General features: G+C 68.6%; 13 protein-coding genes. 9 read left to right on the forward strand and 4 right to left on the reverse strand.

The window, feature by feature from the left end:
• Window positions 1-6: 6 nt before the first annotated feature.
• The gene (locus tag BM198_RS03725) at window positions 7-231 is read right to left on the reverse strand and encodes a hypothetical protein (protein WP_074967884.1); all 225 of its coding nucleotides are present in this window, start codon (window positions 229-231) and stop codon (window positions 7-9) included.
• Between the two features lie 214 nt (window positions 232-445).
• Here BM198_RS03725 and BM198_RS03730 point away from each other — a divergent pair, with 214 nt between their 5' ends.
• Window positions 446-658: a hypothetical protein gene (locus tag BM198_RS03730; protein WP_074967886.1), complete on the forward strand. Its 213-nt coding sequence runs from the start codon at window positions 446-448 to the stop codon at window positions 656-658.
• 8 nt (window positions 659-666) lie between these two features.
• Here the strand turns inward: BM198_RS03730 and BM198_RS03735 are convergent, their stop codons facing one another.
• Window positions 667-1,611: a LysR family transcriptional regulator gene (locus tag BM198_RS03735; protein WP_044403693.1), complete on the reverse strand. Its 945-nt coding sequence runs from the start codon at window positions 1,609-1,611 to the stop codon at window positions 667-669.
• Window positions 1,612-1,786: 175 nt separating this feature from the next.
• On the opposite strand from BM198_RS03735, the gene BM198_RS03740 reads away from it, so the two are divergent.
• The 6 genes from BM198_RS03740 to BM198_RS03765 all read left to right on the forward strand — a co-directional run bounded on the left by BM198_RS03740 (window position 1,787) and on the right by BM198_RS03765 (window position 7,447).
• Window positions 1,787-3,289, forward strand: a complete 1,503-nt coding sequence (locus BM198_RS03740; protein WP_074967888.1) for an efflux transporter outer membrane subunit — start codon at window positions 1,787-1,789, stop codon at window positions 3,287-3,289.
• Window positions 3,286-5,466: an FUSC family protein gene (locus BM198_RS03745; protein ID WP_044403689.1), complete on the forward strand. Its 2,181-nt coding sequence runs from the start codon at window positions 3,286-3,288 to the stop codon at window positions 5,464-5,466. Before BM198_RS03740 ends, BM198_RS03745 begins: the two co-directional genes overlap by 4 nt.
• Window positions 5,456-5,656 (forward strand): DUF1656 domain-containing protein, encoded by a 201-nt coding sequence (locus tag BM198_RS03750; RefSeq protein WP_044403687.1) that lies wholly within the window; start codon window positions 5,456-5,458, stop codon window positions 5,654-5,656. Before BM198_RS03745 ends, BM198_RS03750 begins: the two co-directional genes overlap by 11 nt.
• A 6-nt stretch (window positions 5,657-5,662) precedes the next feature.
• The gene (locus tag BM198_RS03755; protein ID WP_044403685.1) at window positions 5,663-6,544 is read left to right on the forward strand and encodes an efflux RND transporter periplasmic adaptor subunit; all 882 of its coding nucleotides are present in this window, start codon (window positions 5,663-5,665) and stop codon (window positions 6,542-6,544) included.
• Window positions 6,545-6,750: 206 nt separating this feature from the next.
• Window positions 6,751-7,005 carry a DUF2790 domain-containing protein gene (locus tag BM198_RS03760; protein WP_044403683.1) on the forward strand — a complete coding sequence of 85 codons (255 nt, stop codon included), beginning with the start codon at window positions 6,751-6,753 and terminating at the stop codon, window positions 7,003-7,005.
• Between the two features lie 190 nt (window positions 7,006-7,195).
• The gene (locus tag BM198_RS03765) at window positions 7,196-7,447 is read left to right on the forward strand and encodes a DUF2790 domain-containing protein (protein WP_044403681.1); all 252 of its coding nucleotides are present in this window, start codon (window positions 7,196-7,198) and stop codon (window positions 7,445-7,447) included.
• 581 nt (window positions 7,448-8,028) lie between these two features.
• Here the strand turns inward: BM198_RS03765 and BM198_RS03770 are convergent.
• Window positions 8,029-9,984, reverse strand: a complete 1,956-nt coding sequence (locus BM198_RS03770; RefSeq protein WP_074967890.1) for an acetoacetate--CoA ligase — start codon at window positions 9,982-9,984, stop codon at window positions 8,029-8,031.
• 232 nt (window positions 9,985-10,216) lie between these two features.
• On the reverse strand, window positions 10,217-10,825 hold the full coding sequence (locus BM198_RS03775) for a hypothetical protein (protein ID WP_139233561.1): 609 nt from the start codon (window positions 10,823-10,825) through the stop codon (window positions 10,217-10,219).
• 434 nt (window positions 10,826-11,259) lie between these two features.
• Here BM198_RS03775 and BM198_RS03780 point away from each other — a divergent pair, with 434 nt between their 5' ends.
• Window positions 11,260-11,913, forward strand: a complete 654-nt coding sequence (locus BM198_RS03780; protein WP_044403674.1) for a YceH family protein — start codon at window positions 11,260-11,262, stop codon at window positions 11,911-11,913.
• Between the two features lie 98 nt (window positions 11,914-12,011).
• Window positions 12,012-13,142 (forward strand): M14 family metallopeptidase, encoded by a 1,131-nt coding sequence (locus BM198_RS03785; protein ID WP_074967892.1) that lies wholly within the window; start codon window positions 12,012-12,014, stop codon window positions 13,140-13,142.
• Window positions 13,143-13,208 lie beyond the last annotated feature (66 nt).

The raw sequence follows: 13,208 nt of genomic DNA on the forward strand, positions 1-13,208 counted from the left end.
TGGCCGTCAGTACTTGCGCCTGACCGCCACGTCCTGGATGCCGTGGCCGGTGGTCAGGCGCAGGTAGTCCTTGTTGTCCCTCGGCGGCGTCTCCCCCAGTGGAATGCCGTGTCGCTCCACCAACAGCGCATGGATATCGGCGCTGCTGGGCGGTCCGTCCCGTTCGACGATGAACGCCTGCGGGCTCCCGTGGAGCCGGTAGATGATTTCGTATCGATTGCTGCCAGGCATCTCGCGTCTCCGCTTGCGGCTGTCCGATGTTGGACGGCGGAATGCGGTGAAGGTGCGGGGTATTTGGCGGCTTCAGGGGCACCTCGCCGGTCAGCGCGGGCAGGGCGGTGGCGGCATCGTGGCGACCCATGAGTACTATCGATCGGACTGATTTCCGCACCGCCAGGCCGGCTCCTAGAGTGGCGCCATCGTCCACATCGCCCTGGAGTCCAGCATGCACAGTGCCGAGATCATGTCCCTGGTCGGCTCAGCCGTTCCCGAAACCCTGCGCCGCGCCGGCCACCTGGCGTGCTGGCTGGTGGTGCTGGATGGCGCGGTGAAGGCCGGCCCCTTCGTGCGCCTGGCCGACGCCCAGGCCAGCCAGGCCATCTGGCTGCTGGAAAGCGCCAAGCGGCGCAAGCGCCAGAGTGCTGCGCTCGCCGCCTGACGGAAGGCTCAACCCAGCGTTGCGCTGTGCTCCAGCAACACCGACTCGTCGGCCTTCAGGCGGCCGGGGAGGAAGTCGCGGAGGAACTCCACCCAGGTGCGGATCTTCGCATCGAGAAACTGCCGCGACGGGTACAGCGCGTAGATGCCCAGCGGGAACAGGCTGTGATGGGGCAGCACCCGCACCAGGCTGCCGTCTCGCAGGCCGTGCACCGCCGAGTACACCGGCAGCACGCCGATGCCCATGCCCGCCCGCAGCGCCTCGGTCAGCGCATCGGCAGTGTTCACCTGGAAGGGCGTCTGGGTGATGGTGATCATCTGCTGCCCGTCCGGGCCATCGAAGGTCCACTTGTCCAGCGACATCACCGAGTTCACCAGGCGCAGGCAGCGATGCCCCAGCAGGTCGGCGGGCTGGCGCGGCGCGCCGTGCTTGGCGATGTAGCCGGGGGAGGCGCAGAGCACGCTGTAGGTGGTGCCCAGCTGCTTGGAGATGAAGCCCGAGTCCGGCAGCTCCTGGGCGATCACCACCGAAATGTCGTAACCCTCGTCGAGGATGTCCGTGGTGCGGTTGGCCAGGGTCAGGTCGAAGCTCACGTCCGGGTAGGTCTCGGCGTACTGGGCGATGGCTTCGATCAGGTAGTGCTGGCCGATGCCGGTCATGGCATGGACCTTCAGGTTGCCGGCGGGGCGGGCGTGGGCTTCGCTGGCTTCGGCTTCGGCCTCCTCGATGTAGCCGAGGATCTGCTCGCATCGCATCAGGTAGCGCTGGCCGGCTTCGGTGAGGGCAATGCGGCGGGTGGTTCGGTGCAACAGGCGGGTTCGCAGGTGGGTCTCCAGGGTGGCGACCGCGCGGGAAACGTAGGAGGTGGTCAGGTCCAGTCGTTGGGCGGCGGCGGTGAAGCTGCCGGTCTCCGCGACACAGACGAAGGCACGCATGTTGAAGAGGATGTCCATCAAGGGCTCCGGCCCGGAACGGGGCGCGAATTCTGGCATGAAGTGGTGCCGCCGATTATGGCCGCTGAGTACACAATGAATCACCTATCCGTGTGCTTATCCTGACCCCCGGGCGACACATAGAATCGCCGCCGTTACGGGCCACCAGAGCCCTTGCCATCAGGATTCGCCGCACGTGCCCCGCATCGATCGGCCCGGCTTGCTCCGGGTCAGCCTGTACGTCTGTTTCCCGCTCCTCTGTTCCTGCATCGACTCCAACGGCATCGCCCCGGCCAGCCAGGTCCCCGACCCGGCCGCGCTGGAGGTGGGGGCCGCCATCGCCTCGGCCGAGGCCCAGGCCGGCTGGCCCGCCAGCCAGTGGTGGCGAGCCTTCGGCGACCCGCAGCTGGACGCCTGGATGGACCGCGCCCTGGCCGGCAGCCCGAGCCTGGACATGGCCGCCGCCCGGGTCCGCCAGGCGCGGGCCCTGGCCCACGTGGTGGAGGCGGACGAATCGCCCAGCCTCGGCCTGGCCGCCAACGTGCAGCGCAAGCGATGGCCCGACGACGCCTTCTATGGCCCCGGCGACCTGGCGCGCACCAGCTCCTGGAACAACACCAGCCAGCTCGGCTTCAGCTACCCGCTGGACCTCTGGGGCCGCGAGCGTGCCCGTGGCGAGGCGGCGGTGGACCGTGCCCGGGCCAGCGTCGCCGAAGCCCGCCTGGCAGCCCTGGAGCTGCAGGGCAACCTGGTGCGCGCATACATCGGCCTCGCGCTCCATCACAGCCAGCTGGACATCGCCCAGGCCGAGCTGACCCAGCGCCAGCAACTGGTGGGACTGGCCAAGCGTCGTCGCCACGATGGCATCGGCACCCGCCTGGAGGTGACCCGCGCGGAAATGGGCATCCCGCCCGTGGAGCGGCAGATCGACGAACTGCGCGAAAGCATCGCCCTCGATCACAACCTGATCGCCGCACTGGCAGGGGAGGGGCCGGGGGCGGCCGAAGCCATGACACGGCCGCGCCTGGCGCTGCTCAGGGACATCGGCTTGCCGCCGCGCCTGCCCCTGGAACTGCTCGGCCATCGCCCGGACCTGGTGGCGGCACGCTGGCAGGTGGCGGCCGAAGCCAAGGGCATCGAGGCGGCCAAGGCGGATTTCTACCCCAACGTCGACCTGCTCGGTGGTCTTGGCACCTCGGCGGTGCAGGGCGGCGTGCTGGATTTCCTGCGCTACGACAAGCTCACCTGGGGCCTCGGCCCGGCGCTGTCCCTGCCGGTCTACGACGGCGGGCGGCGGCGCGGCCAACTGGCCGAAGCCAGCGCCGGCTACGACCTGGCAGTGGGGCATTACGACCAGACCCTGGTGCAGGCCATCAAGGGCGTGGCCGATGCCCTGGTGCGCCTGGAGTCGCTGCACCAGCAACAGCGCCTGGCGGAAGTCTCCGTGGCCCAGGCGCGACACGCCTGCGACTTGACCCTGCTGGCCCAGCAACGCGGGCTGACCGACTACAGCGAGGTGCTGCAGGCGCAGCCGGCCCTGTTCGAGGCCCAGCGCGTGGAGCAGCAGGTGCGCGCACGGCGCCTCGCCGCCCAGGCCGACCTGCTGCTGCAACTGGGCGGCGGCCTGCCCCAGGAAGCCGGCCCCGCCCCTGAACACCTGACGCCCTCCGAACCCCGCTTCCGCCTGGCACGCCCATGAACATCGACGCTACCTGGACCACGGCGCTGCGCCGTGACCTCGCCCATTGGGCCCGTACCGAAGGGGTCACCTGGGTCTTCATCTTCAAGGCCCTGCTCACCGCCTTCATCGCCCTGTGGCTGGCCTACCGCCTGGAGCTGCCGCAGCCCGGCACGGTGCTGGTCACGGTGTTCATCGTCATGCAGCCGCAGAGCGGGCAGGTCCTGGCCAAGAGCTTCTACCGCATCATCGGCACGCTGCTGGGGCTGACGGTGATGGTGGCGCTGATCGCCCTGTTCAACCAGGAGCGGGTGCTGTTCATGCTGGCCATCGCCATCTGGATCGGCCTGTGCACCGCCGGCGCGGCACGCTACCGGGACTTCCGTGGCTACGCCTGCGTGCTGGCCGGCTACACCGCCGTGATCATCGGCCTGCCCGCCACCCTGCACCCCGAAGGCGCCTTCATGTCGGCGCTGTGGCGGGTGCTGGAGATCACCCTGGGCATCCTCTGCACCGGCCTGGTCAGCGCCCTGGTGCTGCCCCAGACCACCAGCGCCGACCTGCGCGGCACCTTGCAGGCGCGCTTTCGAGACTTCGCTGCATTCGCCTGCGAAGGCCTGGCCGGCAGCCTCGACAGCGAGCGCTTCGAAGCGCTCAACGCGCGCTTCGCCGCCGTGGCCGTGGGCCTGGAGAACATGCGCAACGCCACCACCTTCGAGGACCCGCACATGCGCATGCGCGCCGGGCGGCTGGCGCGGCTGAACAACGAGTTCATGGTCCTTTCCACACGCTTCCACGCCCTGCACCAGCTGCTCAAGCGCCTGCACCTGGGCGGCGCCCACCTGGTGCGCGAGGCCTTGCAGCCGTGCCTGGGCGAGGTCTCGGCGCTGCTGGCCGCGCAGCGCGAGCGCCTGGGCAGCGACGCCGAGGCGGCAGAGTTCGCCGAACGCCTGGCCGCCTGCCGACAGGAGCTGATGCAACTGATTCGCAGCGGGCGCGGCTGGCTGGCCGAGCGCCAGGTGGACGAGGCCGGCGCGCTGGATTTCGATACCGCCGCCGAGCTGCTGTTCCGCTTCGTCGACGACCTCCACGGCTACGCCATGACCCTGGCCTCGCTGCTGGAACACCGCCACCACCGTGAGGACTGGCAGGAGAGCTTCCGCCCCCGCGCCAACCCCCTGGCCGCCGCTGTGGCGGGTATGCGTAGCAGCCTGCTGATCCTCGCCCTGGGCACCTTCTGGATGGCCACCGCCTGGCCCGCCGGGGAGACCTTCACCATGACGGTGGGGATGATCTCGGCCCTGGCCTCGTCCTCCTCCAACCCCAAGCGGCTGGCGCTGCAACTGACCCTGGGCGCCACCGGCGGCGCCCTGGCGGGCATCTTCACCACCTTCTGCGTGCTGCCCTCGCTGGATGGCTTCGTCATGCTCTGCTGCGCCCTGGCGCCCACCTTCGCCCTCGGCGCGCTGCTGCTGTCGCGCCCGGCCTGGTCCGGCTACGGCGTGGGGCTGCTGGTGTGGTTCTGCCTGCTGTCGCTGCCGGGCAACCTGGTGCAGTACGACCCTTACCGGCTGCTCAACGAGTACCTGGCGGTGCTGCTGTCGATGACCGTGGCGACCCTGGCGGCAGCGCTGATCCTGCCACCCAACCGGCCCTGGCTGTGGCGGCGCCTGGAGCACGACCTGCGCATGTGCGCGGTGCACACCGTCAGCGGGCGCATCCGTGGGCTGGTGAGCGGTTTCGAGAGCGGCACCCGCGACCTGCTGGCCCAGGCCTATGCCTTTTCCGCCGGGCGTCCGGACATCCAGCGTCGGCTGCTGCGCTGGATGTTCGCCGTGCAGGAGGTGGGGCACGCGGTGATCGAACTGCGCCTGGAGCAGGCGCGCCTGCCGGCGCTGTCCTGCTATGCCGAATCCATGCCCTGGCGCCACGCCGTGCGCGCCATGGGCCGGGCGCTGATCCGCCTGCTGATCCAGCCCGGCGAGGTCAACCGCCAGCGTGCGCTGCAGGCCGTCGAACAGGCCATCGAGGCGGTGCGCGCCACCCCCGAGCCTTGCGCGCCACAGTTCGAAACCTCGCCGCTGCGCCGGTTGCAGAGCTACCTGCACTTCATCCGCACCTCCCTGCTGGACCCCCTGGCGCCCTGGGCCGAGCACCAGGACGCCGGCACCGCCCCGGTACCCGCCCATGCCCCGTGAAATCGCCGTGCACGGCGTCTACCTGCCGAGCCTGACCCTGCTGTTCCTGATCACCCTGGTCGGCGGCTGGCTGATCGACCGCGTCGCCGCGCGGCTCGGCCTCTACCGCCTGGCCTGGCACCCCGTGCTGCTGCGGGTCTGCCTGTTCACCTGCCTGTATGCCTCCCTGGCCCTGGCCACCTACCGTTGAGAGACCCTGTCCGTGAAACGAATCATCAGTGTCGGCGCGACCCTGCTCATCCTCGCCCTGGCGGTGCTGTTGGTGCAGCGCCTGTGGCAGCACTACATGGACTCGCCCTGGACCCGCGACGGCCGGGTACGGGCCGACGTGATCAACATCGCCCCCGACGTGGCCGGGCTGGTGGTGGAGATCCCGGTGCGCGACAACCAGCGGGTCAAGGCCGGCGACGTGCTGGTGCGCATCGACCGTGCCCACTACGAGCTGGCCGTGCGTGACGCCGAGGCCGAGGTGGCCGCACGCAAGGCCGACCTGGAGATGCGCCGGCTGAACGCCCGCCGGCGAGCCGACATGGACGACCTGGTGGTCTCGCGGGAGAACCGCGAGGACGCCGGCCACCTGGCCGACGGCGCCATGGCCCGCTACCGCCAGGCGCTGTCCCGGCTCGACGCCGCGCGGCTGGACCTGGAACGCACCGAAGTCCGCGCCCCGGTGGACGGCTACGTGACCAACCTCAACCTCTACCGGGGCGACTACGTGCACGCCGGGCAAGCCGGCATGGCGCTGGTGGACGCGCACTCCTTCTACGTCAACGGCTACTTCGAGGAGACCCGCCTGCCGCGCATCCGCCAGGGCGCGAAGGTGGAGATGCGCCTGATGAGCGGCGAGCGCCTGCTCGGCCACGTGGACAGCGTGGCGCGCGGCATCTACGACCGCGACAACCCGGAAAGCCGCGAGCTGGTGGCCGACGTGAACCCCACCTTCAACTGGGTGCGCCTGGCCCAGCGGGTGCCGGTGCGCATACACCTCGACGAGGTGCCCGAGGGGCTGGAGCTGTCCGCCGGGATGACCTGCACGGTGGTGGTGGACGAGTCACGCCAGGGCCTGCCCGGCGCCTGAGGGATTGTTGACCAGCACGTCACAGTCCTTGTGCTGGATCGCCCTGTAAGCCCCGTGGGACGGGCATTAGAATGGATTCCGCCTCCCACGACAGAGGCACATGCTTGATCCACTTCACCGTTCGTGTGCGGTGTCGCGCAATACCTTCGGCCCGCTCGTGGAGGGCGGGCCGAAGCCCTTCTCAAGGCAATCGAGTACTAGAACCCATGAAAGCTTTCCTGTTGCTGGCGCTTGCCGGCCTGTCTCCGCTCGTCTTCGCTGCCTCGCCTGACCAGACCGTTCCCGCCGAGGTCGAGCACTACCAGTACGGCATGGACCTGGACATCGCCCGCGTGATTTCCCGCAGCGAGGTCCCCGATGTGTGCGGCGTGGTGCCGGCCTACCTGACCTACGAGGACCACCAGGGCAAGGTGCACCGCCTGGAGTACATGGTGTTCGGCAACGGCTGCTCCAACGGCTGACCGCCCGCTCCCTGACAAATGCCCGGCCCGATGAGCCGGGCATTGTCGTTTCAGGAGGCCGCGTTTTGTAGGACGCACCTGCCGCGTGGGGGCGGGCGTACAGCCTGTAGGACATCCAGGCTGCCGATAGCGTGAATTCGCCGCCTGCCACCCGGCCGGCGACCACCCTCCAGACCTACGGGGACTGCCCATGAAAGTACTGACCGCCCTGGCCCTGGCGCTTCTCTCGCCCCTGGCCCTCGCGACCACACCCGCCATGGACGACGGCATCCAGACCAAGACCTACCACTACGGCATGAAGCTCGATGTGGCCAAGGTCATCTCCCACAGCCGCATCCCGGACGTCTGCGAGGTCGTCCCCGCCCACATGGTCTACGAAGACCGCCAGGGCGAAATCCACCGCGTGGAATACCGCGTGTTCGGCAACGGTTGCTCCAACTGAGCCGACCCCTGATCCACCCAAAAAGCCCGGCCATGTGCCGGGCTTTTTGCATGCCGCAATCCGGCTTCTGGCACCTCGCAGGATGACGCTGAGCGCAGCGAAGCCCATCAATCAGGAGTCCCCGGCGGCACCGTGCAACGACCTGATGCGGTTCGCCGAGCTCACCGCATCCTACGGAGCGCGGCGTGTAGTCGGACTCAGGCACCTCGTAGGATGGCGCTGAGCGCAGCGAAGCCCATCGAGCGGGAATACCCGATAGCACCATGCAGACACGTAGCCCGGGCTTCAGCCCGGGAATGGTGCTTGCCGCCCCGGACTGAAGTCCGGGCTACCGCATACGTGGCGCGCTCCACGTCCACCACCGGCATCATGGTGACGTCGATGGTGGGCTGAAGCGGAACGCCGCCCGGCCCACCCTGCGCAAGGCGGCTCGGGTTGCCGCGGTGATGGGAACGAGCGCTGCTCGCGAACGCTCGACGTAAAGTTTCCCTTCATTCGGCTGCCCCGTCGGCCATTTCCCTGGATGGGGGTAGGCCGGGCGGTGGTGGCCGCCTCGGCCGTTTTCCACGTGCGGGCGTCTGTCAGTCAGCCAACTCCGCGCGGTCGCGGAACTGCTCCAGCGCGGCGGGGTTGGCCAGGGCGTCGGTGTTCTTCACCGGACGACCGTGGACCACGTTGCGCACCGCCAGCTCGACGATCTTGCCGCTGATGGTGCGGGGGATGTCGCTGACCGCCACGATCTTCGCCGGCACATGGCGCGGCGTGGTGTTGTCGCGGATCACCCGGCGGATGCGCGCCTGCAAGGCCTCGTCCAGCGCCACGCCCTCGCGCAGGCGCACGAACAGCACCACCCGCACGTCGCCCTGCCAGTCCTGGCCGATGGCGATGGACTCCAGCACCTCCTCGATCTTCTCCACCTGGCGGTAGATCTCGGCGGTGCCGATGCGCACCCCGCCGGGGTTGAGCACCGCATCCGAGCGGCCGTGGATCACCAGGCCGCCATGGGCGGTTTCCTCGGCGTAGTCGCCGTGGGCCCAGACGCCGGGGAAGGTTTCGAAATAGGCCGCGTGGAATTTCTCCCCGTTCGGGTCGTTCCAGAACCCCACCGGCATCGATGGGAAGTGCCGGGCGCAGACCAGCTCGCCTTTCTCGCCCACCAGGCGCTGACCCTGTTCGTCCCACACTTGCACATCCATGCCCAGGCCCTTGCATTGCAGCTCGCCGCGCCACACCGGCAGCACCGGGTTGCCCAGGGCGAAGCAGGAGACGATGTCGGTGCCGCCGGAGATGGACGACACGCAGAGGTCCGCCTTGAAGCGGCGGTAGAGGTAGTCGAAGCCTTCGTGTGCCAGGGGCGAGCCGGTGGAAAGCACCGTCTTCAGGCGTTCCAGCCGGTGGCTGCGGCAGGGCTCCACGCCGGCCTTCTCCAGGGCGGCGATGTACTTGGCGCTGGTGCCGAAGAGGCTGATGCCTTCGGCGTCGATCAGGTCGATCAGGCGTTCCGGGGCGGGGTGGAAAGGCGAGCCGTCGTAGAGCACCAGGGTGGCGCCCAGGGCGAGGCCGGAGACCAGCCAGTTCCACATCATCCAGCCGCAGGTGGTGTAGTAGAACAGCGTGTCCTCGGCCTTCAGGTCGCAGTGCAGGCCGTGCTCCTTCAGGTGCTGCAGCAGGGTGCCGCCGACGCCGTGGACGATGCACTTGGGCACGCCGGTGGTGCCGCTGGAGTAGAGGATGTAGAGCGGCTGGTCGAAGGGCACGGGAACGAACACGGGCTCGCCGCCAGGCTGGTAGAAGTCGCCCCACAGCGCCACCCGCGCCGGGGTCTGGAAGTCCTCCGCCCGGGCGTCCGAGCGTGCATGGGGCACCACCAGCAACTGCTCCAGGCTGGGCAGGCGGGCGAGTATCTCGTTGAGCTTGGGCGTGAGGTCGAGGGTCTTGCCCGCGTAGTGGTAGCCGGCAGCGGCGATCAGCACCTTGGGCTCGATCTGCCCGAAGCGGTCGATCACCCCCTGGGTGCCGAAGTCCGGCGAGCAGGACGACCAGGTCGCCCCCAGGCTGGCGCTGGCGAGCATGCCCACCACCGTCTGCCAGGTGTTGGGCATGAAGGCCGCCACCCGATCCCCCACCCCGACGCCCAGCTCCCGCAGGCTGCGCTGCAACCCGGCGACCTGGGCGGCCAGCTCGGCATGGGAGAGCTGCACCCGGCTACCGTCCTCGTCCACCGCCACCAGCGCCGGCGCGTCATCACGGCGCCGCAGCAGGTGCTCGGCGAAGTTCAGCGTCGCCCCGGGAAACCAGCGCGCATCCGGCATGGCCGGGCCTTCTTCCAATACCGCGCGGGGCGGCTGGTGGAAACGCACCTCGAACCACGCGGCCAGGGTCGACCAGAACGCCGGCCGGTCCGCCACGCTCCAGGCGTGCAGCGCGGCGTAGTCGGGCACGGCCACGCCATGGCGTTCGGCAACATGGCGGCGGAAGGCTTCCATCCGCGTGGCGGCGATTCGCTCGGGGCTCGGGCTCCAGAGGGGTTGGCTCATGGGGACATCCTCGTGCACAGGAATGCCCGAATAATGGGCCCTCCAGACGCCGGGGGAAAGCCGGGTGCGTTCCAGGCGCGGGAGCGTAGAGATAAGGACAGGGGAGGTGAGCGGTGCCCCATAAACGCCGAAGGCGCCGGTCAAGGCGCCTTCAAGCGTGGGATGTTTCAGGCATCGATCTGGCCTCGCGACAGCATTGACTCAGGCGGGATGCGCTCCGGTCCGTGTGGCCTCAGGCAACACGGAAACCGGGGGTGCGGTCGGAGCCATCTTCGGCCACGCGGATGCCAGGGGTGCGGTCGGAGCCGTCTTCAGCGACGCGGATGCCGGGGGTGCGGTCGGAGCCGTCTTCAGCGACGCGGATGCCGGGGGTGCGGTCGGAGCCGTCTTCAGCGACACGGATGCCGGGGGTGCGGTCGGAGCCGTCTTCAGCGACGCGGATGCCGGGGGTGCGGTCGGAGCCGTCTTCAGCGACGCGGATGCCGGGGGTGCGGTCGGAGCCGTCTTCAGCGACACGGATGCCGGGGGTGCGGTCGGAGCCGTCTTCAGCAATGCGGATGCCGGGGGTGCGGTCGGAGCCGTCTTCAGCGACGCGGATGCCGGGAGTGCGGTCGGAGCCATCTTCAGCAACGCGGATGCCAGGGGTGCGGTCGGAGCCGTCTTCGGCCACGCGGAAGCCCGGGGTGCGATCAGAGCCGTTCTCGGCGACCGGCGGGTTCACGGCGCGTTCGGCACCTGCGGTCAGGAGCGAGTCCTGCTGGGTTTGTTGGGGCAGGGCGAGGGCACTGGCGGTAGCGGTCAGGCTGACGGCGAACAGGCTGGCAAGGATGCGCATTTTCATGATGGGTTCCTCGTGGAAGTGGGGTTGAAAGTGAACACGAGGGCAATGTTAGAGAAATAAAATCGATAAAAAAGTGGAGATGGTCAATGGTGACCATCGATTTCATTGATAGTGCTCAATTTATTCAATAAAAACAGTTAGTTGTGTTTAATTTTCAGATCTTTAAGAGCGCCTGAAACCTTATGTAAAACACTCTTTCGTGAAATCATAACAATCGAATAATTCGATTAAATGGCCGGAAATATCCTGAAACACGCCATCGATAGCAGGCTCATGTTCGGATCATTGAACGTCTGGCGCCGCCCGCAAGCACGCGGCATCCAGCGGGTAGCGACGGGGAGGCTGGCCTGGCCGGGCCAGAGCGCTGCGCGCATGCAGGCAGCCGCCGGGCGTCCTGCTAGGCTATGGGCCTTTTCCTACCAATGGATGGCCCCATGTCCAGCGAGATCGAAACGCCCTTCACCCACGAGCCCCTGAGCGCCGTCGAGGTCCGCCTGCTCGGCAGCCTGATCGAAAAGCAGGCCACCACCCCCGAGTCCTACCCGCTGACCCTCAACGCCCTGGTGCTCGCCAGTAACCAGAAGACCAGCCGCGAACCGGTGATGAACCTCACCGCCGGCCAGGTGGGGCAGGGCATGCGTACCCTCGAAGGGCGTGGCCTGGCCCGCCTGGTGATGGGCAGCCGCGCCGACCGCTGGGAGCAGCGCGCCGACAAGACCCTGGAGCTGGTCCAGCCGCAGCTCATCCTGCTCGGCCTGTTGCTGCTGCGCGGCCCGCAGACCCTCGGCGAACTGCTCACCCGCAGCGGCCGCATGCACGAATTCGACGACCTGGACCAGGTCCGCCACCACCTCGACCGCCTCGCCGCCCGTGGCCTGGCCACCGTGCTGCCGCGCCAGAGCGGCCAGCGTGAAGAGCGCTTCATGCACCTGTTGGGCGAGGCGGCCGACCTGGAAGCGCTGCTCGCCACCCGGCAGGACGCCCCCGAGCGCAGCGAATCCCGCGCCGGCCTGGAGAGCCGCGTGGAACAGCTGGAAGCCCGCATCGCCGAACTGGAAGAGCGCCTCGCCCGGCTCGAAGGCCACTGATCCGTCCCCATCACGCAAGCCTTTGTCGCCTGGTGCATATGCCCGCACCGGGCGACCTGCCATTCTTGCGCGCACCCCTGACACAGCCCGAGGTAGTCATGAAGATCAGCGCCGATTTCGACAGCGGCAACATCGAAGTCAAGGACGCCAGCAACCCCCGCCACGTCCTTCTCGCCATGCGCCCCGACCTGCGCAGCCACCACTTCCAGTGGTTCCACTTCAAGGTCGACGGCATGACCCCCGGCAGCCGCCACGACTTCAGCCTGGTCAACGCCGGCCAGTCCGCCTACGCCCACGCCTGGACCGGCTACAACGCCGCCGCCTCCTATGACCAGGTCAACTGGTTCCGCGTGCCCAGCCGCTTCGACGAGAACGGCCTGCACTTCGGCCTGGAGCCCACCCAGTCGCACATCTGGTTCGCCTATTTCGAGCCCTACAGCCGCGCGCGCCACGACGCCCTCATCCGCCAGGCCGTCGAAGCGGCCGGCGCCGAGGTCGTCGCCACCGGCAAGAGCCTCGAAGGGCGCGACATCCCCCTGCTCAAGGTCAGCCGCAACCCCCAGGCCCAGCGCCGCGTCTGGATCATCGCCCAGCAGCACCCCGGCGAGCACATGGCCGAATGGTTCATGGAAGGCATCATCGAGCGCCTCAAGCAGCGCCATGACCCGGAGCTGGAGCGCCTGCTCGACGCCGCCGACCTCTACCTCGTCCCCAACATGAACCCCGACGGCGCCTACCGTGGCCACCTGCGCACCAACGCCGCCGGCAAGGACCTCAACCGCGCCTGGCAATCGGCCAGCGAAGCGGAGACCCCCGAAGTCCACTTCGTCCAGCAGCAGATGCGCCGCATCGGCGTCGACCTGTTCCTCGACATCCACGGTGACGAGGAAATCCCCCACGTGTTCACCGCCGGCTGCGAAGGCAACCCCGGCTACACCCCGCGCCTCGCCGCCCTGGAAGAAGAGTTCCGCCGCCGCCTCGTCGACATGGGCGCCGAGTTCCAGACCCGCTACGGCTACCCCCGCGACGAGCCCGGCCAGGCCAACATCACCCTGGCCTGCAACGCCGTCGGTCTGGAGTTCGACTGCCTGTCCTTCACCATCGAAATGCCCTTCAAGGACCACGACGACAACCCCGCCCCGGAAACCGGCTGGAACGGCAAGCGTTCCATGAAGCTCGGCCAGGACGTGCTCAGCGTCGCCGCCGCCATGGTCCACGGCCTGCGCTGACCCCAAGGCCCTCCCCGGCAACCGGGGAGGGCGTACCAGGCGGAGCCCCGCCGCGTTCAGCCCCGC

Source organism: Metapseudomonas otitidis, from assembly GCF_900111835.1.
GTDB classification, from domain to species: Bacteria; Pseudomonadota; Gammaproteobacteria; order Pseudomonadales; family Pseudomonadaceae; genus Metapseudomonas; species Metapseudomonas otitidis.

What these genes read in the sequence shown, in the direction of transcription:
- BM198_RS03725 (WP_074967884.1), bottom strand. Translation starts at nt 231, where the DNA reads ATGCCTGGCAGCAATCGATACGAAATCATCTACCGGCTCCACGGGAGC.
- BM198_RS03730 (WP_074967886.1), top strand. Translation starts at nt 446, where the DNA reads ATGCACAGTGCCGAGATCATGTCCCTGGTCGGCTCAGCCGTTCCCGAA.
- BM198_RS03735 (WP_044403693.1), bottom strand. Translation starts at nt 1,611, where the DNA reads ATGGACATCCTCTTCAACATGCGTGCCTTCGTCTGTGTCGCGGAGACC.
- BM198_RS03745 (WP_044403689.1), top strand. Translation starts at nt 3,286, where the DNA reads ATGAACATCGACGCTACCTGGACCACGGCGCTGCGCCGTGACCTCGCC.
- BM198_RS03750 (WP_044403687.1), top strand. Translation starts at nt 5,456, where the DNA reads ATGCCCCGTGAAATCGCCGTGCACGGCGTCTACCTGCCGAGCCTGACC.
- BM198_RS03760 (WP_044403683.1), top strand. Translation starts at nt 6,751, where the DNA reads ATGAAAGCTTTCCTGTTGCTGGCGCTTGCCGGCCTGTCTCCGCTCGTC.
- BM198_RS03765 (WP_044403681.1), top strand. Translation starts at nt 7,196, where the DNA reads ATGAAAGTACTGACCGCCCTGGCCCTGGCGCTTCTCTCGCCCCTGGCC.
- BM198_RS03770 (WP_074967890.1), bottom strand. Translation starts at nt 9,984, where the DNA reads ATGAGCCAACCCCTCTGGAGCCCGAGCCCCGAGCGAATCGCCGCCACG.
- BM198_RS03775 (WP_139233561.1), bottom strand. Translation starts at nt 10,825, where the DNA reads ATGAAAATGCGCATCCTTGCCAGCCTGTTCGCCGTCAGCCTGACCGCT.
- BM198_RS03780 (WP_044403674.1), top strand. Translation starts at nt 11,260, where the DNA reads ATGTCCAGCGAGATCGAAACGCCCTTCACCCACGAGCCCCTGAGCGCC.
- BM198_RS03785 (WP_074967892.1), top strand. Translation starts at nt 12,012, where the DNA reads ATGAAGATCAGCGCCGATTTCGACAGCGGCAACATCGAAGTCAAGGAC.